The organism is Gordonia sp. NPDC003376 (assembly GCF_053589235.1).
The window spans coordinates 239,698-264,556 of the sequence record NZ_JBSFRM010000003.1; the positions used below are offsets into that span (position 1 = coordinate 239,698).

General features: G+C 65.8%; 20 protein-coding genes and 1 CRISPR repeat array. Of the genes, 9 read left to right on the forward strand and 11 right to left on the reverse strand.

Going from position 1 to position 24,859, the window contains the following annotated elements; genetic code table 11:
* Positions 1-132 precede the first annotated feature (132 nt).
* The 3 genes from ACWDUA_RS05085 (at position 133) to ACWDUA_RS05095 (ending at position 2,627) form a co-directional block, all read left to right on the forward strand.
* A complete protein-coding gene (locus ACWDUA_RS05085) occupies positions 133-396 on the forward strand; it encodes a hypothetical protein (RefSeq protein WP_449749913.1) in 264 nt (87 codons plus the stop codon).
* 174 nt (positions 397-570) lie between these two features.
* A complete protein-coding gene (locus ACWDUA_RS05090) occupies positions 571-2,343 on the forward strand; it encodes a DEDD exonuclease domain-containing protein (RefSeq protein WP_449749914.1) in 1,773 nt (590 codons plus the stop codon).
* Positions 2,344-2,348: 5 nt separating this feature from the next.
* The gene (locus ACWDUA_RS05095; RefSeq protein WP_449749915.1) at positions 2,349-2,627 is read left to right on the forward strand and encodes an Lrp/AsnC family transcriptional regulator; all 279 of its coding nucleotides are present in this window, start codon (positions 2,349-2,351) and stop codon (positions 2,625-2,627) included.
* 104 nt (positions 2,628-2,731) lie between these two features.
* Here ACWDUA_RS05095 and trpD read toward each other — a convergent pair whose 3' ends face one another.
* On the reverse strand, positions 2,732-3,799 hold the full coding sequence (gene trpD / locus ACWDUA_RS05100; RefSeq protein ID WP_449749916.1) for an anthranilate phosphoribosyltransferase: 1,068 nt from the start codon (positions 3,797-3,799) through the stop codon (positions 2,732-2,734).
* A 24-nt stretch (positions 3,800-3,823) separates the two neighbouring features.
* Positions 3,824-4,264, reverse strand: a complete 441-nt coding sequence (locus ACWDUA_RS05105; protein ID WP_449749917.1) for a hypothetical protein — start codon at positions 4,262-4,264, stop codon at positions 3,824-3,826.
* Positions 4,265-4,530: 266 nt separating this feature from the next.
* Here ACWDUA_RS05105 and ctaE point away from each other — a divergent pair, with 266 nt between their 5' ends.
* From ctaE to ACWDUA_RS05130, 5 genes are all read left to right on the forward strand, one after another.
* A complete protein-coding gene (gene ctaE, locus ACWDUA_RS05110; RefSeq protein WP_449749918.1) occupies positions 4,531-5,148 on the forward strand; it encodes an aa3-type cytochrome oxidase subunit III in 618 nt (205 codons plus the stop codon).
* A 94-nt stretch (positions 5,149-5,242) separates the two neighbouring features.
* On the forward strand, positions 5,243-6,169 hold the full coding sequence (gene qcrC / locus ACWDUA_RS05115; protein ID WP_449749919.1) for a cytochrome bc1 complex diheme cytochrome c subunit: 927 nt from the start codon (positions 5,243-5,245) through the stop codon (positions 6,167-6,169).
* Positions 6,166-7,341, forward strand: coding sequence for a cytochrome bc1 complex Rieske iron-sulfur subunit (qcrA, locus tag ACWDUA_RS05120; RefSeq protein ID WP_449749920.1), 1,176 nt, complete (start codon positions 6,166-6,168; stop codon positions 7,339-7,341). The genes qcrC and qcrA overlap by 4 nt, the downstream gene beginning before the upstream one ends.
* Entirely contained in the window at positions 7,338-8,957 is a 1,620-nt protein-coding gene (gene qcrB, locus ACWDUA_RS05125) for a cytochrome bc1 complex cytochrome b subunit (protein WP_449749921.1), read from the forward strand. The genes qcrA and qcrB overlap by 4 nt, the downstream gene beginning before the upstream one ends.
* 200 nt (positions 8,958-9,157) lie before the next feature.
* The gene (locus ACWDUA_RS05130; RefSeq protein WP_449749922.1) at positions 9,158-10,687 is read left to right on the forward strand and encodes a diacylglycerol kinase family protein; all 1,530 of its coding nucleotides are present in this window, start codon (positions 9,158-9,160) and stop codon (positions 10,685-10,687) included.
* A gap of 28 nt (positions 10,688-10,715) precedes the next feature.
* Here ACWDUA_RS05130 and ACWDUA_RS05135 read toward each other — a convergent pair whose 3' ends face one another.
* On the reverse strand, positions 10,716-11,030 hold the full coding sequence (locus ACWDUA_RS05135; protein ID WP_449749923.1) for a hypothetical protein: 315 nt from the start codon (positions 11,028-11,030) through the stop codon (positions 10,716-10,718).
* A gap of 104 nt (positions 11,031-11,134) precedes the next feature.
* Here ACWDUA_RS05135 and ACWDUA_RS05140 point away from each other — a divergent pair, with 104 nt between their 5' ends.
* Positions 11,135-12,058, forward strand: coding sequence for a LysR family transcriptional regulator (locus ACWDUA_RS05140; RefSeq protein WP_449749924.1), 924 nt, complete (start codon positions 11,135-11,137; stop codon positions 12,056-12,058).
* A 129-nt stretch (positions 12,059-12,187) separates the two neighbouring features.
* Positions 12,188-13,801: a CRISPR direct-repeat array (repeat unit 37 nt; unit sequence GCCTCAACGAAGGGTCCGCAACCGAAGTCGCGGACGG).
* 178 nt (positions 13,802-13,979) lie between these two features.
* Here ACWDUA_RS05140 and cas2 read toward each other — a convergent pair.
* From cas2 to ctaC, 8 genes are all read right to left on the reverse strand, one after another.
* Positions 13,980-14,279, reverse strand: a complete 300-nt coding sequence (gene cas2, locus ACWDUA_RS05145; RefSeq protein WP_449749925.1) for a CRISPR-associated endonuclease Cas2 — start codon at positions 14,277-14,279, stop codon at positions 13,980-13,982.
* Entirely contained in the window at positions 14,276-15,883 is a 1,608-nt protein-coding gene (gene cas1 / locus ACWDUA_RS05150; RefSeq protein WP_449749926.1) for a CRISPR-associated endonuclease Cas1, read from the reverse strand. Before cas1 ends, cas2 begins: the two co-directional genes overlap by 4 nt.
* A 9-nt stretch (positions 15,884-15,892) precedes the next feature.
* The gene (locus ACWDUA_RS05155; RefSeq protein ID WP_449749927.1) at positions 15,893-16,777 is read right to left on the reverse strand and encodes a hypothetical protein; all 885 of its coding nucleotides are present in this window, start codon (positions 16,775-16,777) and stop codon (positions 15,893-15,895) included.
* Between the two features lie 131 nt (positions 16,778-16,908).
* Positions 16,909-19,608, reverse strand: a complete 2,700-nt coding sequence (gene cas3g / locus ACWDUA_RS05160; RefSeq protein WP_449749928.1) for a type I-G CRISPR-associated helicase/endonuclease Cas3g — start codon at positions 19,606-19,608, stop codon at positions 16,909-16,911.
* On the reverse strand, positions 19,605-21,176 hold the full coding sequence (csb2, locus tag ACWDUA_RS05165; protein ID WP_449749929.1) for a type I-G CRISPR-associated protein Csb2: 1,572 nt from the start codon (positions 21,174-21,176) through the stop codon (positions 19,605-19,607). Before csb2 ends, cas3g begins: the two co-directional genes overlap by 4 nt.
* 1 nt (position 21,177) lies before the next feature.
* Entirely contained in the window at positions 21,178-22,383 is a 1,206-nt protein-coding gene (gene cas7g / locus ACWDUA_RS05170; RefSeq protein ID WP_449749930.1) for a type I-G CRISPR-associated RAMP protein Csb1/Cas7g, read from the reverse strand.
* 826 nt (positions 22,384-23,209) lie between these two features.
* Positions 23,210-23,626 (reverse strand): cytochrome c oxidase subunit 4, encoded by a 417-nt coding sequence (locus tag ACWDUA_RS05175; protein WP_449749931.1) that lies wholly within the window; start codon positions 23,624-23,626, stop codon positions 23,210-23,212.
* Entirely contained in the window at positions 23,623-24,747 is a 1,125-nt protein-coding gene (ctaC, locus tag ACWDUA_RS05180) for an aa3-type cytochrome oxidase subunit II (RefSeq protein WP_449750044.1), read from the reverse strand. Before ctaC ends, ACWDUA_RS05175 begins: the two co-directional genes overlap by 4 nt.
* Positions 24,748-24,859 lie beyond the last annotated feature (112 nt).

Genomic DNA, 24,859 nt, shown 5'->3' on the forward strand with positions numbered 1-24,859 from the left:
AGGTCTCGGAAAGGTTACGAAAAAGGATGCAGGTCTGTCCACTGCAGGACACGAAGCCGTCACCGGGCCGGAATTCACCCCGCGCGCAGAATCCGCAGACGCGGCCCGACTCCGGGCCCGCTAGCAGGGCCTATGGTCCCCATTGCCGATCGTGCAGCCGCCGTGGTCGCCATTGAAGCCGCAGTGAATGAATCGATGGCCGAACGGATCTCGGCGTCGGCCACCGACTCGTCGAACCGCACATCAGCACCCCCCGACACACCGCCGTCTTCGCTGCTCACAGGCCCGAAGAAGACGTTCATCATGCATCCGTCGCAGGCGTGCCGACGAGCTGGACAGTTGCTGCACTCGATGTACATCTGTGATCTCCATCTCATTTCGGTGTCGGGCGGGTGAAAACCGGCCAACCGGGACCGTCCCGGGACCCCGGGACGGCGACGATCCTCGTCGACCGCCGTCACACGCCACAGTAGGAACACCCACCGACAAAACCGAACACATCGGCGAACACCACTCCTGCCACACCCGCCCCAGGAGGCTCTGTCGGTGGCTCGAACTACTGTTCGCGATGTGCTGGTAGACGCCGATCAACTCTCGTTCGCCGATCTCGATGCGTCCGATTCCGACACCGGGGGCGCCGCGGGGCCCGGCGACGGCTTCGCCGAACGCTCGCTGTTCGAGACCACGATGGTCGTGGTGGACCTCGAGACCACCGGTGGCAATCCGGCGAACGACCGCATCACCGAGATCGGTGCGGTGAAGATCAGGGGCGGCGAGGTCCTCGGCGAGTTCGCCACCCTGGTCGACCCGGGCTGCGCGATCCCCCCGCAGATCGTCTCGCTCACCGGGATCACCGAGGCGATGGTCTACGACGCCCCGCGGATCGCCGAGGTCTTCCCCTCGTTCGTCGAGTTCGCCCGCGGTGCGATCCTCGTGGCGCACAACGCCCGCTTCGACATGGGTTTCCTCCGGCACACCGCGACGCGGCTGCATCAGGACTTCCCGTTCCCCACCAGCCTGTGCACGGTCCGTCTGGCGCGGCGCGTCCTCGCCCGGGACGAGGCCCCCACGGTCAAGCTCGGCGCCCTGGCCGACCTGTTCGGCGTGTCCACCCGGCCCACCCACCGCGCGCTCGACGACGCCCGTGCCACGGTCGAGGTGTTGCACCACCTGCTCGAGCGGATCGGCAACCAGGGAGTGCGGACATACGGCGACCTGACCGCCTTCCTCCCCCGCACCGATCCTCACCTTCGCGCGAAACGACATCTGGCGCAACATCTTCCGAACCGTCCCGGCGTCTATCTCTTCCGCGGACCGTCGGAGGAGGTGCTCTACGTGGGCACCGCGAGCGATCTGCGACGCCGCGTTCTCTCGTATTTCACCGGCGGCGACCCCCGACGACGCATGGGTGAGATGGTCCGGTTGGCGGTCCGCGTCGACCACGTCGAGTGTGCCCATCCCCTCGAGGCGGCGGTCCGCGAGCTCCGTCTGATCGCCGCCCACACCCCCGCCTACAACCGGCGTTCCCGACAGCCGCACCGCGGATGGTGGATCGAGCTGACCGCCGAACGATTCCCCCGGCTGCGGGTCACTCGTACCGCCACCGCCGACGCCGTGGGGCCGATCGCCAACCGCACGCGGGCCGCCGAGATCGCCGAGCTGATCTCCCGCGCCGCCGGACTGCGCAGCTGCCGGCACCGGCTGCCGGTGTCGGCGACCCATCACTGGTGTCGAACGCCCGACGACGGGGGCGACGAGGTCGGTGGGTGTGCGGCGGCCTCGGCCACCCCGCAGACCCTCGCCGAGTATCTGCCGCGCGTCACCGCCGCCCACGATCTGCTGTGCGGCCGACGCAATGACCTGGTGGGCACCCTCGTCGGACAGCTCGACCGCTACACCGACTCCCATATGTTCGAGACCGCCGCACGCCACCGCGACCGCCTGGCCGCATGTATCGACGCACTGGGCCGGTGCCAGCGCCTCGCGGCGCTCTGCGTGATCGCCGAGATCGTGGTGGCCCGCCCCGACGACGCCGGCGGGTGGCAGTTCGCGGTGATCCGGCACGGGCGGCTGGCGGCGGCCGGTACCGCCCGCCGTGGGGTGGCCCCGATGCCGGTCGTCGACGCGCTCCGGGCCGCGGCGGAGACGGTGATCCCCGGCGACGGTCCACTGGCCGGCGCACCGGCAGAGGAGACCGGACTGCTCTATCGGTGGGTCACCGAGCCGGGCGGGCGGATCGTCGCGACCACCGACCCGTTCGCGGTGCCCGCCGGATCGGCCGCGGCATGGGCCCCGTGGTCCGACGCGGCACGCCGGGCACGTGACGGAGCCCGACTAGGCTGACATCCATGATCACCGCCATCGTCCTGATCCACGCAGACGTCCACCAGATCCCGGAGACCGCGCAGGCCGTCGCCGACATCCCCGGCGTGGCCGAGGTGTACTCGTGCGCCGGCGACGTCGATCTGATCGCCAAGGTCAAGGTGCGCGACCACGAGGAGATCGCGGACGTGGTGACCGGCCGGATCAACCGGCTGCCCGGGGTCACCCGCACCGCCACCCACATCGCGTTCCGCAGCTACTCCAGCTCCGAGGTCGAGGGCGGATTCTCCATCGGGGAGAACTGATCGACCGGATCAGGAAGGTGTGCCCGGGCCGCCAAGGGCGACCCGGGCACACTCGTCTGTCCTTATATAGGGAGCCCGGCGGAGGGAGGGCGGTGCAACCCGCGTCAGGCCTGCCCGCCGAGTTCCCGTGTCAGCGCGGCCCAGCGGTCCAGCAGAGCGGACGCCGCACCGGAGTCGATGGCCTGTGCGGCCCGGTCCTTGGCCTCGGCCATCGCCTGCACCAGACCCGCATCGTCGAACGGGGCGGTCATCTCCGCCGACACGATCGCGCCGGCCGCGTTCAGCAGGACGGCGTCGCGCACCGGACCCGTCGTCCCGGCGAACAGTTCGCGGGCGATCACGGCGTTCACGCTCGCATCGCCGCCCTGCAGCGCCGACAACTCCACCAGTTCGATGCCGAGGTCGCGTGGATCGAGGGTCAGCTCGACAACCTGGCCGTCGAGGACCTGCCACACCGTCGACGTCGCGGTGGTGGTGAGTTCGTCGAGGCCGTCGTCGCCGCGCACCACGAGCACCGACGATCCGCGCTCGGCGAAGGTCCGGGCGAGCACCGGGGCCAGGTCGGGGAACGCACACCCGATCAGGCCGCGCGCGGGGCGGGCGGGGTTGGTCAGGGGGCCGAGCACGTTGAAGACGGTCGGGATGCCGATCTGCTTGCGAGGGGGGCCGGTGAACCGGAACGCCGGGTGGAACACCGGGGCGAAGCAGAATCCGATGCCCACTTCCTCCACGCAGCGGGCCACGGCGTCGGCCCCGAGTCCGATCTCGACGCCCAACGCCTCCAGCACGTCGGCGCCGCCACTCTTCGACGACGCCGCGCGGTTGCCGTGCTTGACCACGGCCACACCGACCGAGGCGATCACGACCGAGGTCATCGTGGAGATGTTGACGGTGTGCGACCGGTCGCCGCCCGTGCCCACCACGTCCACCGCCGGCCGCCGCACCGCGACCGGGACGGCATGATCGAGCATCGCCGCCGCCAGGCCGCGCAGTTCGGCCGGCGCGGCACCCTTCATCTTCACGCCGACACCGAACGCGGCGATCTGTGCCCCGGTCGCGCTGTCGGTCATGATCTCGTTCATCGCCCAGGTGGCCTCCTCGACCGTCAGGTCGATGCCATCGGTGACCCGGCCGAGGATCTGCGGCCACGTATACGTCTGCGCGTTGCTCACACCAAGCACCTTAATGGCCGGTCGTCAGGTCGAGGACGCGCGCTGCCATACCTGCCACCCCAGTGCCACGCCGCCGTGCCGCGATCCCAGGCTCGCCATCCGTGATCGCTCCTGTGACAGGTGCATCGCGTCGATCAGCTGCACCCGTCCGAGGACGACGAGTTCGGACTCCTCCGGTGCGGGTCCACCGATCACCGTCGCCGCCGCCACCCAGTCCCGGTCGGTGCCGGAGGCGGCGATCGCGGCGTACCCGTCGAGACCGGCCACCGCGACGGCGTCGGCCACACGATCCGTCGGCAGCACCAGCAGATGTCGCAACACGACCTGGTGGTCGGGTTCCCACGCCGATTCCGTGAGCAATGCCGAACTCGACGCCGCGTCGTCCAGCGAGCCGACGACGTGCACCAGCGAGGGGTCGTCGGCGGCCAGGCCCCCCTCGCCGGCCCGGCCGAGCCGGGCGGTCATCCGCTGCCACCGTGTCCGCGACACGGGTCTGCCGTTGAGGTCCCGTGGACCCGACATCTGCCCACCGCTTCCCGGTCGGCCTTCCGATAGCGCCATTCCCTGAGCCAACCATGAGAACGAGGGGTCGCGGAGACGGGGTCCGCGTCGTGTTCGGGACACGCCGACCGACCCCCGCCACCACCCGCGACCAGCGGGAAGAGAAAAAGTTCCCATCAATCTCGGACCCAAGTGGTCACCGCGTACTACGAACCGTCATACTTCAACCTGTGACTAGCGCTGTAGGTACCTCGGGAACAGCCATCACTGCGCGCGTGCACTCACTGAACCGCCCCAACATGGTGAGTGTCGGCACGATTGTGTGGCTGTCCAGTGAGCTCATGTTCTTCGCAGGCCTGTTCGCGATGTATTTCGTCGCGCGCGCCAATGCCAATCCCGTGGATGGCTGGCCGCCGGAGCCCACCGAGCTCAATCTCGCCCTCGCCATCCCCGTGACCACGGTCCTGATCCTGTCGTCGGTCACCTGTCAGATGGGCGTGTTCGCCGCGGAGCGCGGCGACGTCTTCGGTCTGCGACGGTGGTACGTCCTGACCTTCCTGATGGGTGCCTTCTTCGTCAGCGGCCAGGCGTACGAGTACTACCACCTCGTGCACGAGGGCACCACGCTCTCGTCGAGTGCATACGGCTCGGTGTTCTACATGGCGACCGGTTTCCACGGTCTGCACGTGATCGGCGGCCTCGTGGCCTTCATCTACCTGCTGATCCGCACCAAGCTCTCCAAATTCACCCCTGCCCAGGCAACCGCCGCCATCGTCGTGTCCTACTACTGGCACTTCGTCGACATCGTGTGGATCGCCCTGTTCGTGACGATCTACTTCATCCGTTGAGTTCGGTCTTCCGGCCGAACCCTGAGGATGGAAATCCTCACGCGGGGTGACCCGCAAAACCACACACAGTCCGTCCGCTAGTAGAGAGATACAGATGAGTTCATCTCCACCGCGCTCGTCGGATAGCGATGCAGCCGACGCGGTCGATCCGGTCCACTCGTCGCCGTCGACCGGCACCGCCCGGAAGGCGAAGTCTCGACGCAAGCTCCGCCGCCGCGCCAGCGGCGCGATCCTGCTCCTCGCCGGCCTCATGATGGCCGGCGTGCTGGCGTCCTTGTTGACCCCGAAGCCGCAGGTCGCCACCGCCGACTCCGCAGATGCCAGCCTCGTCCAGAGCGGCAAGAAGCTCTACGAGACCTCCTGCGTGACGTGCCACGGCGCGAACCTCCAGGGCGTTCCCGACCGTGGTCCGTCGCTGCTCGGCGTCGGTGACGCCGCGGTGTACTTCCAGGTCTCGACCGGCCGTATGCCCGCAGCGCGCGGTGAGGCCCAGGCACAGCGCAAGCCTCCGAAGTTCACCACCGCCCAGATCGATCAGCTCGGTGCCTACATCCAGGCCATGGGTGGCGGTCCGACCGTGATCTACGAGCACAATCCGGACGGGTCGATCAAGACCGAGAACGGCGTGCGCGTGGTGGCCCAGGAGTCGCTGCGTGGCGACAACCTCGGCCGCGGCGGCGAGCTGTTCCGCCTCAACTGCGCCTCCTGCCACAACTTCACCGGTCGTGGTGGTGCGCTCTCGGGCGGTAAGTACGCGCCGACCCTTGACGGTGTCAAGGAGCAGCAGATCTACACCGCGATGCTGACCGGCCCGCAGAACATGCCCAAGTTCTCCAACCGTCAGCTGTCGGAGGACGAGAAGAAGGACATCATCGGCTTCGTCAAGTACGTCACCGAGTCCAAGCCGCAGGGCGGTCTGGGAATCGGTGGCTTCGGCCCGGTGTCCGAGGGCATGGTGATGTGGTTCGTCGGCGTGGTCGCGATCGTCGCCGGCGCGATGTGGATGGGATCTCGAGCATGAGCGCCAACGACAAGGACGTCCCGACCAAGGACGAGATCGACCAGATGAGCAACGACGAGCTGGTCAAGCTCGGCACCAACCTCGACGGGGTGGAGATCATCCACCGCGGCGAGCGCTACCCCGAACCCGGTACCCGGGTCGAGAAGCGTGCCGAGCGCCAGATCGCGATCTGGTTGACCATCTCCGGTATCTCCGCCCTGGCCTGCTTCATCATCTTCGGGTGGAATCACTGGGAATTCGTGATGCCCGACCAGCCGGACTACTGGAAGTACACGCTCAACACCCCGCTGTTGGGCATCACCTTCGGTCTGTCGGTGCTCTCGATCGGTGTCGCACTGGTCCTGATCACCAAGAAGTTCCTGCCGTCGGAGATCTCGGTGCAGGACCGTCACGACGGTCCCGGTTCCAGTGACGTCGACAAGGCCACGATCGTGGCCGAGCTCGTCGACACCGGCACCACCTCCACCCTGGGTCGTCGCAAGATGATCATCGGCAGTGGTCTGTTCGCGTTCGGCGCCCTGGCCTTCACCGGCCTGGTCGCCAGCATCGGCGGCTTCATCAAGAACCCCTGGGCCGAGCGCAACGACGCTCCCCTGTGGAACTCGGGTTGGGCGCCGATGTACAACTCGAAGGTCGACCCCAACGAAACCGTGTTCCTGCGTCGCGACGTGGGCGACCCGATGCGCGTGGCGCTGGTCCGTCCGGAGGATCTCGACGCCGGCGCCATGGAGACCGTGTTCCCGTGGCGCGTGTCGGACGGCCTGGGTGAGACCGAAGAGTCCCGCCACAAGCTGATCTGGGGTCTGCGCTACGTCAGCAACCCGGTCATGCTGATCCGCCTGCGCACCGCCGACGCCGATGTCGTCGTCAAGCGCAAGGGCCAGGAGAGCTTCAACTACGGTGACTACTTCGCCTACACCAAGGTCTGCAGCCACCTCGGATGCCCGACGTCGCTCTACGAGCAGCGCACCAACCGCATCCTCTGCCCGTGCCACCAGTCGCAGTTCAACGCCCTCGACTCGGCCAAGCCGGTCTTCGGTCCTGCGGCCCGAGCCCTGGCGCAGCTGCCGATCGCGGTGAATGATCAGGGGTACCTGGTCGCCAACGCCGCGATCAACCGTGGCAACTTCATCGAACCCGTCGGACCGGCATTCTGGGAGCGCAAGTCATGACCCTCGCAGACCGTCTCGCGACGCAGGCCGAAGAGGTGGACTCCCGGTACCACCTCGCCTCGGGCATGCGCCGTCAGATCAACAAGGTCTTTCCCACCCACTGGTCCTTCCTGTTGGGTGAGGTGGCCCTCTACAGCTTCATCATCCTGCTGATCTCGGGTGTGTACCTGACGCTGTTCTTCGATCCGTCGATGAGCGAGGTCATCTACCACGGCTCCTACGAGCCGCTCAACGGCGTGATGATGACCCGTGCGTACGAGACCACGCTGAACATCTCGTTCGAGGTGCGCGGTGGCCTGTTCGTCCGTCAGATCCACCACTGGGCGGCCCTGCTGTTCGCGGCGTCGATCATCATCCACATGGCCCGCATCTTCTTCACGGGCGCATTCCGTCGTCCGCGTGAGGCCAACTGGATCATCGGCTGCCTGCTGCTGCTCCTGGCGATGTTCGAGGGCTTCTTCGGGTACTCGCTGCCGGACGACCTGCTGTCGGGTACCGGTGTCCGCGCCGCGATGAGCGGCATCGTCCTGGGCATCCCGCTGGTCGGCACCTGGATTCACTGGGCACTGTTCGGTGGCCAGTTCCCGGGCGAGATCATCATCCCGCGCATGTACGTGCTGCACATCCTGCTGTTCCCGGGCATCATCCTGGCCCTGATCGGTGCGCACCTCGCGCTGGTCTGGTACCAGAAGCACACCCAGTTCCCCGGCCCCGGCCGTACCGAGAAGAACGTCGTCGGCGTGCGCATCATGCCGGTCTTCGCCGCCAAGGGCGGCGCGATGTTCGCAGTGGTCACCGGCATCCTGGCGATCATGGCGGGTGTCTTCCAGATCAACCCGGTGTGGGTGCTCGGTCCGTACAACCCGGGACAGGTCTCCGCGGGCTCGCAGCCCGACATCTACATGATGTGGACCGACGGTCTGGTGCGTCTGATGCCGGCCTGGGAGCTCTACCTGGGTCACTACACGATCCCTGCGGTGTTCTGGTGTGTCGTGATCATCGGGATCATGTTCGCGGTCATGTTCGCCTACCCGTGGATCGAGAAGCGCCTCACCGGCGACGACGCCCACCACAACCTGCTGCAGCGTCCGCGTGACACCCCGGTGCGTACCGCGATCGGCGCGATGGCGTTCAGCTTCTACATCCTGCTGACGCTGATGTGCATGAACGACATCATCGCGCTGAAGTTCCACGTCTCGCTGAACGCGACCACGTGGGTCGGCCGAATCGGCATGATCGTGCTCCCGCCGCTGGTGTACTTCATCACCTACCGCTGGGCGCTGGCGCTGCAGCGCAGCGACCGCGCGGTCCTGGCGCACGGCATCGAGACCGGCATCATCAAGCGCCTGCCGCAGGGCGAGTACATCGAGCTGCACCAGCCGCTCGGCCCGGTCGACAGCCATGGTCACCCGATCCCGCTGCCCTACGAGGGTGCCGCCATCCCGAAGCGGATGAACAAGCTGGGTTCGGCCGGTGCTCCCGGCACCGGGTCGATCCTGCTGGCCGACCCGACCGAGGAACAGGCCGCGCACATCGCGAACGAGCATGCCAACGAGCTCGCCGAGCACAAGGCCTTGCGCGAACTGCAGGAAAAGGGCGGCAACCCGCTCGACTGACCCGCAGTCCGTAGGTTCTCCACGAGAGGCCCCGTCACCGCACAGGTGACGGGGCCTCTCTCGTTGTGTGGCGCCGGTGATGATCGTCAGGACCGAGGTCGACCACTCCCCTACCCCGTGGCCCTGAAGACACACAGCAGACCGAACGAGGCCGTTGGCGATCGAAGGGGAGCCATCGATGACGCGGTAGCGTGGCTCCCATGTATGGCGGCCCCCTTCGAGTCCTCCCGTGGCAATCCGAAATCAGCCGGCGCACACGTCAGGTGACCCGCGGTCTCGGCTCTCTCGACGCCGCCGTCTTCGACGCCATCGCGCTCTCCCCGAGTGAGCTGCTCGATGCGACCATGCCGCCGCTCACCCGGGCCGCCGATCACGGCAAGCTGTGGATGGCGATCGCGGTGGCGGGTGGGCTGAGCGGCCGCCCCGCGATACAGCGCGGTGCGGTCCGGGGACTGGCCTCGCTCGCGGTCACGAGCCTGGTGACCAACCAGGTCGCCAAACGCGTCCGGCGCCGACCCCGACCTGTCGCGACCGTCGTTCCGCTGCCGCGCCGCGGTCGACGCCTGCCCACCTCGAACTCGTTGCCATCGGGGCATTCTGCGAGCGCCGCCGCGTTCGCCACCGGTATGGCCATCGAGAATGCCCCCGCCGGTCTCGCGTTGTCGGCGCTGGCCGGGCTGGTCGGGCTGTCCCGGGTCGCCACCGGTGCCCACTATCCCGGTGACGTGCTGCTCGGATTGGGTATCGGCGCCGCCATCGGCACCCTCGGCGGTCAGATCGCGCCACCGATCACCCGCCGGCGTATCTCCATCCCCGCGCCCACCGTCGAGGATGCTCCGCAGATCACCGACGGCGACGGCCTCACGGTGCTGGTGAACCCGAAGTCCGGCGGCGGGCGCGGGGCCGATCTGGCCACCACGGTCGCCGATGAGTTCCCCGCCGCGCAGATCATCACGCTGGACCTCGACGACGATGTCGCGCAGTGTGTGCGGTCGACGGCCGACGCGCGGGTCCTCGGCGTGATCGGCGGTGACGGCACCGTGGCCACCGTGGCCGCCGTGGCGCTCGAGCGCGACATCCCCCTCGCGGTGTTCGCGGGCGGAACGTTCAATCATTTCGCCCGCGACATCGGCACGCCCGACGTCGGTGCCACCGTCGCCGCGATACGGGGCGGGCGCACCACTCGTGTCGACGTCGCCCGGCTCGACGACGACCAGCTCGTGCTCAACACCGCGAGCCTGGGTGCCTACCCGCATTTCGTCCGTGCCCGCGACCGCCTCGCGCATCGCACCGGCCGGACGGTCGCGAGTGCGGCTGCGCTACTGCATGTTCTACGACATCAGCGTCCACGCCGGATCACCGTGAACGGGGAAGAACTAGACGTGTCGCTGTTCCTCCTCGGCAACTCGATGTACGGGTCGTCCGGCTTCACCCCGGTGCGTCGGTCACGCCTCGACGACGGACTCCTCGACATCCGGTTTCTGGTGGCGGGCAAGCGTTTCGCGTTCGCGCGGATCGCCTTTGGACTGCTGACCGGACGATTGCAGCGGTCACACTGCTATCGCGAACTGCAGGTGCCCGAGTTCTCCTTCGAGTCCACCGAACCGGTCGTCATGTCCCATGACGGCGAGATCGGGAATTCCTATCGCCACGCCCGGGTGACGGTCGCCTACCGAACGCTGCGGGTCTATGGCTCCAGCATCGTCGGTTCGGGCATCGTGGGCTCCTGAGCGGTCGGACCCGCACCCGTGCCGACGACTAGTCCGCGCGCGCCACGCGGTAGTCCAATCTTGCTGCACCCGTGGAGTATTCGATGATCTCTGCGGGAGCAGAGCGCGACTTCTGCCGGAGGCAGACGACCAGTGTGTACGCGCCGACCGCGGCCCAGGCGAGATTGGCCGCGGCACTCGGCCATGCTCCGTAGAGACCGGCGGCCACGCCGGCCGCCAACCCACACAGTGCGTTGACCGCCGCATATGTCACCGAGTTCGCATCCAGGCGTCCGCGCGACATCATGAGGTACACAGCGAAGGTTCCGAGGGTTCCGACCCATCCGAGCACTGGCGCGAGCATTGAACGGCATTCCTTTTCTCGTCGAATTGACTGCGCCAAGCTTCCGGCAGGAATGATGTTTAGGTCAATTGAAATTCGCTACACGGGATGTTTAGCATATGTGAATGCACATCGATCCGAGCCGACTCCGCTATCTCCTGGCCGTCGCACGCACCGGTGGTGTGCTGGCCGCGGCGGACGAACTCCACGTGACCCCGTCGGCGGTCTCCCAGCAGATCACCCGCCTAGCGCGAGAAACAGGTCATCCCTTGATGACCCGGACGCCCAGCGGATCGTCGCTCACCCCCGAGGGCCTCGCCCTCGCCGAGGCCGCACAGGAGATCGAGCGCACCTTGGCCGCCGTCCGCTCGCGGCTCGAGCACGGTGACGAAGAACTCACCGGCCCACTCCGTATCGGCGGCTTCCAGAGCTTTCTGTCGGTGGTCGTCGCGCCTACTCTTCCCGAATGGCGGCAGAGCCTGCCCGGAGTTCGATTCCACGTCGTGGAGGCGTATCCCACCGCGTTGATGAAAGCGCTTCGATCGGGCGACCTCGACGCCGCCGTGTTCGAGCTCGACACCGGCGAAGAGAGCGCGCAACTGCCCAAGGGAATGGTGGAGATCCCCCTCCTCGACGATCCGTGGAGACTCGCGATCCCGGCCGGGACGCTGTTCACCGACGTCTCCGATCTCGAGCGGGCCCACCTGCCGTGGCTCGGCGAACAACCACCGGCCGCGAGTTCCCGAGCAGCGTCGAGGCTTCGGGCGACCCTCGGCTTCGAACAATCGGCCGTTCACGAATTCCACACCACCGAAACCGGACTCGCTCTCGTCGCCGCGGGCGAGGGCATGGCGGTCTTCCCCGATCTGGCCCTGCGGTGGATCACCCACGAGTCCGTGGAGATCGTCGACGTTCAGGGACTGGGCACACGCCGGATCGTGCTCCGTGGTCATCCACGCAGCGAACGCGCCAAACGTCATCTCGCCTCGATCAGCACGTTGCTCCGCGACGCAGTCACGGCACGCGTGCTGGCCGAACCCGTGCAATAGTGGACCACTCACCCTGGGTTCACTTGTCACCTGCCTGCCTGACTGACTGACGTCAACTCGTCGATTCCCGGGACGGGTGACACGTGAGGGCTGGATTCCCGGCATCGCCAACGAACTGGCCGTTGACAGCCCTCAACGGAGAGTCCGCAACCGAAGTCGCGGACGGCCGGCTACCGCGGATGGAATGATCCTCGTCAGACTCCCGAGCCTCAACGAAGGGTCCGCAACCGAAGTCGCGGACGGCGCAACCGTTACGGGTCGCTGCGCGGTGGGTTCTCGGCCTCAACGAAGGGTCCGCAACCGAAGTCGCGGACGGCGAACCAGGTGATCGCCAGCAGGATCGACGAGACGGTGAGGCCTCAACGAAGGGTCCGCAACCGAAGTCGCGGACGGTAAGGGCGCCAAAGGTTTTGGCTTGTGACGATGCCGCCTCAACGAAGGGTCCGCAACCGAAGTCGCGGACGGCCCGAAACAAGGCCCGACCTGCAGTGGCGTGGTGTGTTGTTGCCTCAACGAAGGGTCCGCAACCGAAGTCGCGGACGGTCGGGATCCCGTCGCCCTTCTTCGCGTCTGTCTGCGCCTCAACGAAGGGTCCGCAACCGAAGTCGCGGACGGCCGCTCCACCTTCGCCCGCTCCAACGCAGCCTTCACCGCCGCCTCAACGAAGGGTCCGCAACCGAAGTCGCGGACGGCGGGGCCGCTCATCCATCGGCGCACCCTCGGGGCCCTTGACGCCTCAACGAAGGGTCCGCAACCGAAGTCGCGGACGGCGTCGGAGTCGGAGACGCGGACGGCGGTGCATCCGCCTCAACGAAGGGTCCGCAACCGAAGTCGCGGACGGGCGAACCGGTCGCCGCGGTGACCTCGACGTTGTCAGAGCCGCCTCAACGAAGGGTCCGCAACCGAAGTCGCGGACGGCTGCGCTCGTACTCGTGAGCGCGGACCTCGAAGTGGTGCATGCCTCAACGAAGGGTCCGCAACCGAAGTCGCGGACGGCACGAGCCGCGATCTCACTGATCGACAGGCCCTCGTGCATGCCTCAACGAAGGGTCCGCAACCGAAGTCGCGGACGGCGGGGGGGCTACTGCGACTCTTGGATGACGCCCATGCCTCAACGAAGGGTCCGCAACCGAAGTCGCGGACGGTCCGACACCATGACAGGCGTGCTAGATCATGTTTTGGGCCTCAACGAAGGGTCCGCAACCGAAGTCGCGGACGGGTGAGGGCACCGGCCGCGGGTGCGACCGATGCCCTTACCGCCTCAACGAAGGGTCCGCAACCGAAGTCGCGGACGGCACATCATCAGTGGTTGCACCATCATCAAACATTGCGCCTCAACGAAGGGTCCGCAACCGAAGTCGCGGACGGACACATGTTCGTCGATTGGGGTTGACTTCCATCGGGTATGCCTCAACGAAGGGTCCGCAACCGAAGTCGCGGACGGGCCTACAACACGGTCCCCGCTGGCGCCGATCGCTTCCGCCTCAACGAAGGGTCCGCAACCGAAGTCGCGGACGGGCCGACGGTAGGCGCGAGCCAGTCGAGGCGCTGTCGTCGCCTCAACGAAGGGTCCGCAACCGAAGTCGCGGACGGACAACCTCAAGGGTGAGGTTCGGCTGCGCCCGGTACTTGCCTCAACGAAGGGTCCGCAACCGAAGTCGCGGACGGGCGCCGACTCCGGGTCGAGCATCGGATCAGTGAGTTCGGCCTCAACGAAGGGTCCGCAACCGAAGTCGCGGACGGAGACCCCAGAATACACGGTAGCTGACCTGCACGTATCCCGAGCTGCGCGAGGACCGTCCCCACGACGCACCCAAATCGGCATCGTCCTCACGGTTTGCGCGCCGTACGACGTTCCAACCAGGGGGAACTGACCGCGAGACATGGCCGTCGACGGGACGCCGTGACTGATGCTCGCATGTCACAGGACAAAGCCGAGGTCGTCGGTCATCGGTCTGCGCTTTCCGACGAACTCGAGTCTGTCCTGTGCTGCACCAGCCGCATCTCCGAGACGGCAGAACACTATCGAGTCGACGCTGATGTCGATCTTCGCGATTGCAGACTTCCGCAGTCGGACCTCCTGTGCAGCGGTGAGATCAATCAGGAAGACGCTGTACTGAATTCGGTCCCCATATGACTCCAACAGCTTCGCGAGTCTCGTCCGGCGCAGATCGTCGACGACATCGTAGGCGACAAGGAGGCGAAAGAGATTCTGACTCAACGTGTCCGAATCCCCACATAGGTGTCGTCAGTTCCGTCGAGAATCCCGAGAATCATCCTCGCCTGAACCTCGAACGCCCTCTGCCATGTGACCTTGTACCCGTACCTCGGATGTGTGAACTGCTGGGCGACACGCCGTCGATACTCGCTGGTCACCGCCCGCCGCCCGGTCGGTGTCAGCCGTGGCAGGCCACTCACTTCCGTACTGAAATCCGCTGTGGTGAGCTTCCCTGTGTTGATGGCCGCCAGTACTGCCGAGTCAGCGACGACAGGTCGGAACTGCTCCATGAGATCGAGCGCCAATGCCGGCTTGTTGCGGACTGGACTATGCACGAAGCCAGCGTGCGGATCGAGGCCGCAAGCGTGCAGCGCCCGGATACAGTCGGCAAGCAAGAGACTGTAGGCGTAGTTGAGAGCCACGTTGACCGGATCGCCCGCATGTCGCCCGGTGCGACCACTCCATCCGGCGGCGAAGCCGGTGTCTGCGTCGGAGGCCAGGCACTGCTGAAGTCGTCCGAAATAGATGGCGGCAGCCTCGCCTTCAAGACCCAGGATCTCGGGAACCGAGTGCGCGGTCGACACCCTCCGCGCAATCTTCCTCATCTCGGCCACCTCGCTATGTACCGCGATACGCGCGTTGCGTCGCAACTGCGTCGCCTGGTTGGCGACCTTGCATGCGATGAGCTCTCGAGCGAGGTCCAGATGACCTGACTCGCTCAGCACGTGCTGGCGGACACGGGCAACGGCGTTGGGCGACTTTGTCGAACGGGCATGGCCGACCACACGTCCGTTGCCTGAACACCACACGATCGTGTAGCCGCGCCATAGGATCTCGCGGATCAACGCCGACGACACGTCGACGTTGCCGTGAATCACCAGTCCGACGACGCGTTCCAGTGGAACCGAGTGAGTTTCCTCCTTCGCCTTGTGGACCACGATCCGCCCAGACCTGATCGATGCCCGACTACCTGGCGTCGTCAGATGGAGGATGTCGCCACCGGGGTTGCTCACCGCAATACGTCTGACCTCACCCTGCATCACCCGTCGTTCGTCGGGAAGGCATACCCCCACATGGGAACACGAGCGGCAACGTGGATCATCTACCAACGGCAAGGGCGCCGTGGGCGACTCGATGACGTTGCGGGTACGCCGCACCCATTCCAGCGCTTCGCCCCGGTCGGCATCGACGGTCTCCACCACGACTGACCTGCGGTGATTCGTGAAGTAGACGCGTTTCTCGTCCACCGTTACGCCGCTCGCCTCCAGACACATCTGTTGCAACACCAGTTGCATCACAGTGGCCCGGGTGACTTCAGGAACCCGCCTTACCGGTGTCGCCTTGTACTCGATCAAGACGACATGGTCCGATTCTCCTTTCACCACATCACATTTGCCCACGAGACCCATCTGATTGTGAACCACGTCGACCGACCGGCTTTCCCTCAGATTGTCAGCCGGCCGATCGACACGTTCATGAGCTGCGCTGCCGGCCTCCATTTGGGCGCTGTGGACCTGCTCACCCACCGCTTCGATCCATGCACGCCGCTCACAGAAGACGGTGTGCGCCACCAAACTGATCGGTAACACCGATTGTTCCTCGGTCATGGCAATCTGCTAGAACGGCTCGAACGTACCCGAAAGGACCTGGCGTTCAGGAGCGCTGGAGCTTCCGGCCTTGCGGATGGGAAACTTCACGATCCCTCGAATTCCCTGCCTCACCAGCCTTTCTCGTGCGCGCACGACTGTGATTCCGTCGGGTCCTGCCGCAGCACCAAACGCAGCGGTCGAAAAGTCCTGCGACCGAAGGACCCTGCGCAACTTGGCCGGAGTCTGCAACGTGGTGTGCATCGGCAGCGCCATCAATCCTGGGTGCACTCGATCGGTGGGCCACGCCCCGGGAGTGATCGCCACCTCCGTCAGCCGGGGATACAGACGAAAGGCACTGATCCCCCAGAGCGCACACCATGCAACAGCGTCATCGACCGGACCTGGCGGGACCAGACCCGTTCCGGTGCGCGAGTCCGGCTTACGCGCACTGTCGTCTACGGCCGCGTCGGTGAATGCCTTCTCGATGACGTCGGGTTCGCGTGATTCGACGACCTGTGCCAAGTGCGCCAGCCTATTGCGCACGAAGTCCTCGCCCCGGTTACGGGTCTTCATCTCCCATCGCGACGCCCCTTCGTCGTACTGGGCATTCTTGGTACCGAACTGCCAATATGCCGGCTCGCCCAGCGCCTGCAGCATCCTGGCATCGAGCCACGACTGATTGATCGGATCATCCAGTGCCGCCCGCCGCTTCGCGTAGAGTTCCTCCCAGGCATGAGCGCTCTCGGGGGCAGCGATTCGTGGGCTGAACAGGCCCACCTCCACCGACTTCTTGCCCCGCTGGACCGTGGCCACCTGCTGGACCCAGGATCGAACCTCTGCGTGTCGTCGCGCATGATCGCGGACGACCTCACCAAATGATCCGGCCATGTCGTCCGGGCCTCTGATCGACATCCGTGGTTCGGGGTCCTCGGACCATCGGAGCCGAAGACCATGGCACCGGGCCTCCTCGAGGATCGACGTCAATCCGAATCCGGCGAAGTGGGTCAACGCACTCGTATAGGGGCCGGCAAGAATGATCTCGGTCATGATCCCTCCATCGACACCGTGCAGTCCGCAGCTCGCAGAACAGCTTCGAGGTAGGCACATTCCCATGCACCCCAACATCTTTCAGTCACTTCAACAAGCTCATCCCAGCCACCCTCATCGAAGAGGACCTCGGCCAGGCCTGCCAGATCGTCCGCGAATCCGCTGCGGACATCCGCCGCCGCATGCGTGAAGTTCGACCGACCACGTCCGTGACTCGTTCCCACGAGTCTGACGATGAGGTCCCGCTCAGGATCGTGCGCAAAGGCATCCGCCGCGTACACCGCCGACAACTGTTCGTGCCGCCACCCGACCGGCAGAGCGCTGCGACGTCGGCGCCATCGCGGTACCTCGGCATAGTTGTCGCCACTCTTCGCCAGTGGCTCCGTCCCTCGTTCCGCGCCGAGTACGCGTTGGAACTCAGGGTGGAGCTTGCCATCATCGTGGTGAAGACCTGCTTCGTACACGACCCGCTGCAGAGCTTCCGACAGCCCAAGGCGACTGGCAATCTCACGCGCACGCCGAGCCACCGCTTCCTGATGACTGGAGAGCACCACCTTTCCGCGACCCGTCCAGGTCTGAAGTGCATCCTCCTGCTGCGCAGCTGAATCAACAGATCGCACGACGGCCCAGGCCAAGATCTCAGAAGCCACCTCCGGTACCGCCGGCGTCTCCACTTGTAGTTCTGCGGGCAAGTCGGGGAGTGCGTACTGAATCTCCCTTACCGCCAACGCTTGTGCCGTGTCCTCTGTCTCGGTTTCGTCGGTGTCGTTGTCCCACAGTGCTCGAGTGACCTGCTTGAGGATGGCGGCATCGGATGGATCGTCACCGATCAGTACCCGAAGCGCGTCGCCCCAGATGGTCGCTGCCTGTCCATCCGCGTTGTCGACGGCGATGAGCCCATCCCGAACAATCGGATGTTCGGCGTCGACAATCAGTGTGTCTCCGGGAATGACCCGATCAGCATCGTCGATATCAAGGCGGCGCAGCACTCCTTCACGGACCACGAACACCCGACGGTGACGGGCGGTGCCCCTGATCAGCTCGATGACGGCGCCGGCGGTGGCGATCGAAACGGGATACACCTCGTCGGCTATCACCGGTGTCGCCTGCAGCAGCGCGGACGCGGTGGCGTCGTCAACCGGGAGCGGACCCCGTCGGACGACTCCCACGGTGGCCGGCTCGGTTTCCAGATCGTCGCGCAGCCACCGCGCGAGTTCGATGTCGGCCACCAGATCCTCCGACGTCGTCGTGAGGACCTCGACCTCCCCCGCCTCCGGCCGTGACAGGACGGCCCGGGGATGCGCCGCTTCGGGCGGCGGGGACACCGAGATCGCAGCGGGCGCGAGACCGATCGCATGACTGGCCAAGCTCTGGAGCCACCGGTAACTCGAGGCGAGTTCGTCGGCCGTGTACGGGCCATGCCGTGTGGTGGGTTCGGTCTCGGGCACCACCACAACGCATTCCCCCTGATCACGGTTCCCGAGCCGGTTCACACGCCCGGCACGTTGGGCGAGAGAGGTTCCGGGTGCGAGTTCGGTGACCAGCGATGCCAGATCCACATCGATACCCACTTCGAGTGTCTGTGTTGCCACGATGACCCGGATCTCCGAGTCTCCAGAGACCGTGAATGCATCGGGATGCCGATCCTTCATCACTGCCAGGTCCAGCGGACGCAACGGCCCGATCCACAGCAGTACCGCGGCGCCGTAGATTCCCCGGAGCTGTGAGTAGACCTCGCCCGCCGTGACGACCGTGTTCACCACACAGCCGACGGTCTCAAGATCTCCGACCGTCTCCACCTGGCGGACCACCTGCTCGGTGATGAACCGAGCATACGTCTTGCTGGGACGCTTGCCCGCCGGCCAGTCCGAGGTCGGCATCAGCGACAGCGGTTTCGGACGTTCGAGCCGCCGGGCGAGCACGTGGTCGGCGTCGAGGTCATCGGGGCCGTCGACGCCGACCGCCGTGGTGTCGTCCACCTCATGTGGCGTCGCCGTGGTGGCAACGATCTGCAATCGCGGTACGCCGAGTCGCTCAGCGTTCGTCAACTGCGCACATCGCCGGGCCGCGAAGAGCAACTGCCGATTCAGATGTGCTTCGTCGAGCACCATCACCGAATCCAAGCCCAGGAGCCCGGCTTCCCGAGACCGTGCGTTCCGCGAGGTCCCATACCCTCGGAACAGAAGCCGGCTTCCCCACATGTCCGGTGTCGCGCAGATGACCGCACAGGCGGCCGGGTCATCGAACCACTGCACTTCTGATCGCTGGGTGCGCGGAGAGCCGGCAAGTCCGCCGCGCAGGCGCGACAAGATGAACGGACCGGACTCGGGGTGAGACCCGAGCCGTGTGAGGCCTTCCCGAACCCGTGCTGCGACCGACCCCTCCGATGCCGCCTGCAACTGGTCGCGAAGGTGGTGTGCACGATCATGATGCGAGTCGACGATCGCGCGCCGATTGACCACTGCGGCAAGGCGACGCGGGACACGCGGACCGCTCCCCCATCCGGCGAGTGCGTTCACGAACAGATGGACGTCGATGACCGCGGACTTTCCCGACCCGGTCGGTGCGGTGATGTGCTCGGGCCATCCACCATGGTCGACGATGTATCGGCAGAGCCGTATCTGCCAGCGGAACGGTGGGTGACCGTTCATTTCACGGAAGTACATCTCGAAATCCCCGACGCTCAGACCGGTCATGATCGGTATCCCATCGCCGCGGCCGCATCGTGTGGAACATCGAACGGACAGAGCAGACCTCCGCCCAGATGGCGACTCTGGCCGATCGCGACGATCGCGGTGTCACTGACCAGAGCCCCCGGACCGAGCACCAATCGGTACGGCTGTGCAACCAGACCCTTCGGCAGCTTGTGGACGTACTTCCCCGTATCCGAGTCAGCGATTCGATGTGTGCTCAACGCCTGCACTCCGCCCCGCTCGACCGCCGCGATGAGTGCTGAATAGCGCTCCCCCGCAGGGGCGTTGCGATCTTGAACAGCAACGGCTCCCAGGTGGTCTCGGTATGTGAAGCCCACCGACAGCAGTGCCGAGTCCCCCAACGTCCACGATCGTTCCCCGCGACTCGGTTGTCGGCGTGTTTCGGGAAGAACCGCCGGAATCGCGGTCCACAGTCGTGTCGACAACTCGTCGGGCGCGTGCCAGAAGGATGCGGCGTCGTGGATCGTCGGAGCACCGAGTCGGATTCCACCGTGAACGCCACGGTACAGCCGTGTCAGCGACGCCAAGACCGTCGCGATGGGTTCCAGGCCACCCTCGGGGAGCAGAAGGGCCATTCCCGCACCGAGATGCGGGTGTGCCGAGGCCGACACGATGCTCTCCGGAAGCGGCTGAATTGCAATGCGATTCGTCGGGCGTGGGGCACCGGTCGTGTAACGGCCGGTGACCAGCGGCGACGCATCGTCGCCGAGCAGCGCCGTCAACGCACGGTGCATGGTGACCGACCATGCAACCCGGTCGTCAGGCCCGACATCCCGGTTGGTCGGAAAGTGGACGATGTGAACCCAGGGTGCGTTGACCTCGATGGTCGGCGTGATCTCGTCGTAGCCCAGAACGGCCTTCAGATCATGCGACAGCGACGGCGGAGCAGGAAGCTCCGATGCCTTCCACTTGTCCGCCGAGACGCTCGGCGGCTTGATCGGTTGCGCGCGAACGTAATCGACGTCGAGTTCAGCCGTCCTACCGGGTGCCGCCACCGGCAGCCGAATCGCGACCGAGTTGAACGGGCCCTGTTTCTGCGCCCGCCGATGAGTTGGTTCGATCGTCCCGACCTCCAGCACCACCGGAGAGTCCGCCTCGCCCAGGCATGGAACGTCGGCGCACAGGGCGTCCAGCGTCGTCTGGATGTCGTCGGGAACCTGCGCCCATCCCCACCCGATGGGCCCGGCCAGCGCCGTCGAGTCGGTCACGAAACGCCGCGCCTTGCGCCGTGTCGGTGCGGTTGTGGCGTTCTCCACCACGCCTTCATCACGAAAGGCGAACGCGCCGTTGGTCTGATCGGCGTTCATCTCCCAGCGTGGGAGCTCGATGTAGTCGGGTGGGTTGTCTTCGAGCCATTCCAGCGCGCGAGAGGCGTCTCCATCACGGCTCAGTGCACCTTGCCCTGACGCCGCGGTGCAACCGTTGCCGGCCGCGGCCACCAGTGCAGCGTGCAGCCGAAGCGGGGAGGGCAAGAGGTCGGCCTGTCGATCCGGCCGGTGCCCGCGATAGATCCCGAGCGGGAATCTGGCCCGGATACCGATGACGCTCATGTCAGTCCTCGGCGTCGGTATCGGCATCGGCGTTGTTGATGATCAGGTCGTTGCCGGTGACCTCGAAGACCTGACCTTCCCAACGGATACCTGCGAGTGACCGGGCATTCTCGATCGAGGCATTCAGCAACGCGTCGGCGTCCGCGATGGCGAGTGGCTCGAGGTCGATGGTCTTACCGTGCCGGGCATCGATGGTGACCGACGTCGGTCCGGCCTCACGAAGGTTGCAGTTGGCACGGAGATCGAGCTCGGCATCGGCCCGCGCCAGACCTGCGAGTGCGTAGGCAACCAGCAGGGCGCGGCATGCGGCGTCCCCGTCGGGGCCTGCACCGAATCGAAGCTGGCGTAGGGCACTGAACGTGATGACATGTGAGCGGATGATCCGACGGCATGCGACCAGCCCGAGCCCGGCGAGTGACGGCGGGATCGCGCCGAGACCGAGAGGTGCGGCAGATGTCCGTCCACTGCGCGATGACTTGATGTCCTTCTCGATCTTCTCCACGTTCTTCGTCGAGAGTTCATCGCGCTGATCGTCGAGCAGTTGCTTCAGCTGGGGACCGGTGAGTCGAACGCTGGCGGCGATCGGGTCCACGCGTGCCCCACCTCGGCGGGGCGGAGTGGTGCCATCCGGGCCCTGATCGGCGAGAACACCGATGACCTCGCCGACGAGACCGCTTCGATAGCGCCCTTGGCGGGACTTTCTGGTGGAGTCCCATCCGCCGAACACAAGTGCAGTGGGCGCCAGTTCCAGGATGGGGCGGACGTCGGCTGTCGTGGCGTTTCGGGCCGCCAGGTAGTCGGGATGCTGTGTCACTGGGGCGCCATCGACACTGCCTGCTCGGATGTGACCGTCGTAGAGCCGGTGCGGCAAGGTGTAGTCGAACTCCCGATGACCGCCGCCGTAGGTGACCGCAATGCGAGGCGTGAGTGAGAGCGGGTCGATGCCGTCATCGATCGCTTTCTCGATCTCGACCTCCACGCGATTGAGTTGGGACGCCTTCGAATCGATGAGCACGACCTTCGCGGTCTCGTCGTCGACGAACCTCGTCTCGTAGGCGTACGTCGCGTTCCGCTGGTCGACGAATCGGGCAGGTGCGACACCGCCGTGCTCCCCCTCGGCCGGGGTCAGATCGGTGACCGATGTGAGAGCCGCGGCACCACCGGGCCGGCATGCGGCGGTCAGCATATCCAGATCGAGCTGCGTCATGGCAGATCCGTCCTTGTTGTCGGTGGCGATCAGTAGGGTTCGCCGATACAGAAGACGCTACGTCGACTCCCTCTCAACGTCGATCATCCACACGAATGAACCCTAAGCCGTAAGTTAACAACCATCTAGGCGGACGGAGCTCAAACGGGGCCGATGACCTGCCGAGTCATCAACCCCGACCGAAGGTCCAGCAGAGCCATGGCCCGCTGGAGACCGTGCTCGGCTTCTGAGACGAAACTTAACGACCATGCCTCAACGAAGACCGTGAATACGGATCGAGCGCCCTCAGCTTAGCGCCGCCGACCAAGACCTCAGGTGACACGTACGGAATGAACCGACGTCGACCGTGGTGACGTCGGGATGCTCGTCCTGCGGAGATTTCGACACGCCTCGTCGCTGCGCTCCTCGTCGGCTCAATCACCGTGTACCGCGCGCCACGTCAGATCGGCCACCGGGTAACCACACGCCCCGATCGCCGCGCTCGTCGTCGGCTCAATCAGCGTGAACTGCATGCCCCGTCACCGTGCACCGCACCCACGCAGCTCAATCACCGTGCATCACCCGCCCCCGTCGCTGCGCTCCTCGTCGGCTCAATCACCGTGCATCACACCCCCGCGCTCGATCACCGTGAACCGCACGTCCCGATCGCTACAGCTCCAATTCAGCTCGACCACCGTGCACCACACGCCCCGGCGCTGCGCTCCTCGTCGGCTCGATCACCGTGCCCGCACACCTCGCCACCGGTACACCGCAATCACTTCCCCGACAACGCAACAGGCCGCATCCCCTACTGGGGATGCGGCCTGTCGGCGGTCGGGAACCAGACTCAGTGCTTCTCGGGTCCGACGTGGTATTCGAAGACCATGCCTGCGGCGCTACCCATGATGCAGGCGGCGCAGAAGATGCAGAACCAGAGGTTGCCGGTCGCGAAACCGATCGCGAACATCGCAGCGGACGCGGCGATCAGGATCGGCCACCAGGAGTGCGGGCTGAAGAAGCCCAGCTCGCCTGCGCCGTCCTCGATCTCGGCCTCTTCGTAGTCCTCGGGGCGGATCTCCACCCGGCGGGACACGAACCGGAAATACGTGCCGGCGATCAGGGTCAGACCGGCACTGAAGAACATGCCGACCACGCCGACCCACTCCACGCCGCGGCTGGTGAATGCGGTACACAGCGTGTAGATCACGCCGGCGAGGAAGAAGAACGCCGTCAGGAGTTCGAAAAGTCGGGCTTCGACCTTCACGATGCGGCTCCGCTCTTGATCGTGCAGTTGGCGATGCGGGTGTTGTTCGGGTCACCGGTGGCGGTGGCGGTGCCATCGCTCTTGCGGCGGGTGTCGAACGGAACGGTCACCACCGACTCGGGCTGCTGGCAGATCGCCTGCAGCGCCTCGGCATTGGTGGCCTTCGGGTTCGCCTGGCGGTACTTGATGTAGGCGTCGAAGTCGTCGCCCGACACCGCGCGCACCTCGAAGTTCATCATCGAGTGGTAGGTACCGCACATCTCTGCGCAACGGCCGACGAAGGCACCCTCGGTGTCGATCTTCTCGATCTGGAAGACGTTGTCTGTGTGGTTCTGCTCCGGGAAGGGCAGCACGTCACGCTTGAACAGGAACTCCGGAACCCAGAAGGAGTGGATGACGTCCGCGGCTGCCAGATCGAACTGGATACGGCGCTCGGTCGGCAGCACCAGGATCGGGATCTCGGTGGAGGTGCCGAGGGTCTCGATCGAGTTGAACTTCAGGTAGTCGCGGATGTCGTCGTCGCGACCGTTGGCGGGGCCGGGAAGCTCTTCGCCATGTTCGTTGGTCTCCTGCAGCTGCAGGTCGAACGGGCTGCCGCTGCGCTCGAAGAAGCTGGTGGACTGATCGCCCCCACCGAAATTCACTTCTCGGTAGCCGAACTTCCAGTTCCACTGGAAGGCGGTGACGTCCACGACGACCTTGGGATCGTCGGTCTTCTTCTCGACCTGGTTCTGCACGATCACCGTGAAGTAGAAGAGCACCGCGATGATGACGAACGGGATCGCCGTGTAGGTGAGCTCGAGCGGCACGTTGTAGGCGGTCTGGCGAGGGAACTCCTCTTTGCCTTCTTTGTGCCGGTGGAAAGTGATGGTCCAGAAGATCAGGGCCCACACCAGGATGCCCATGATGAGGGCCGCGATGACCGACCAGGTCCACAGCTTCCGCATCACTTCGGCTTCCGGAGTGATGCCGACCGGCCAACCGAATCGCACGATCTCGTCGCCGCTACACCCCGTCATCAACAGAGCGCCGACGGCGAGGATCCCGGCGATGCCGATCCGTTTTGCCGTCCGCGACGCGGACGAAGCACGTCGGGCCGGGGGCCGTCCACCGTGTGCCAATTTCACGCCTTCCTGCTCGCTCGGCACGACGTCTCCGTCGGCCGAGTCGCACGCCACATGACCTGCTCCGGCGCGATCGTCCTGCCGACCACTGTCGTAAGACGTTGCCCGG

Coding starts and splice junctions, on each gene's coding strand:
- qcrB (WP_449749921.1), top strand. CDS start 7,338: ATGACCCTCGCAGACCGTCTCGCGACGCAGGCCGAAGAGGTGGACTCC.
- qcrA (WP_449749920.1), top strand. CDS start 6,166: ATGAGCGCCAACGACAAGGACGTCCCGACCAAGGACGAGATCGACCAG.
- ACWDUA_RS05095 (WP_449749915.1), top strand. CDS start 2,349: ATGATCACCGCCATCGTCCTGATCCACGCAGACGTCCACCAGATCCCG.
- ACWDUA_RS05130 (WP_449749922.1), top strand. CDS start 9,158: ATGTATGGCGGCCCCCTTCGAGTCCTCCCGTGGCAATCCGAAATCAGC.
- ACWDUA_RS05085 (WP_449749913.1), top strand. CDS start 133: ATGGTCCCCATTGCCGATCGTGCAGCCGCCGTGGTCGCCATTGAAGCC.
- csb2 (WP_449749929.1), bottom strand. CDS start 21,176: ATGAGCGTCATCGGTATCCGGGCCAGATTCCCGCTCGGGATCTATCGC.
- cas3g (WP_449749928.1), bottom strand. CDS start 19,608: ATGACCGGTCTGAGCGTCGGGGATTTCGAGATGTACTTCCGTGAAATG.
- cas1 (WP_449749926.1), bottom strand. CDS start 15,883: ATGACCGAGGAACAATCGGTGTTACCGATCAGTTTGGTGGCGCACACC.
- ACWDUA_RS05155 (WP_449749927.1), bottom strand. CDS start 16,777: ATGTCGATCAGAGGCCCGGACGACATGGCCGGATCATTTGGTGAGGTC.
- ACWDUA_RS05135 (WP_449749923.1), bottom strand. CDS start 11,030: ATGCTCGCGCCAGTGCTCGGATGGGTCGGAACCCTCGGAACCTTCGCT.
- ACWDUA_RS05105 (WP_449749917.1), bottom strand. CDS start 4,264: ATGACCGCCCGGCTCGGCCGGGCCGGCGAGGGGGGCCTGGCCGCCGAC.
- cas7g (WP_449749930.1), bottom strand. CDS start 22,383: ATGACGCAGCTCGATCTGGATATGCTGACCGCCGCATGCCGGCCCGGT.
- ACWDUA_RS05140 (WP_449749924.1), top strand. CDS start 11,135: ATGCACATCGATCCGAGCCGACTCCGCTATCTCCTGGCCGTCGCACGC.
- qcrC (WP_449749919.1), top strand. CDS start 5,243: ATGAGTTCATCTCCACCGCGCTCGTCGGATAGCGATGCAGCCGACGCG.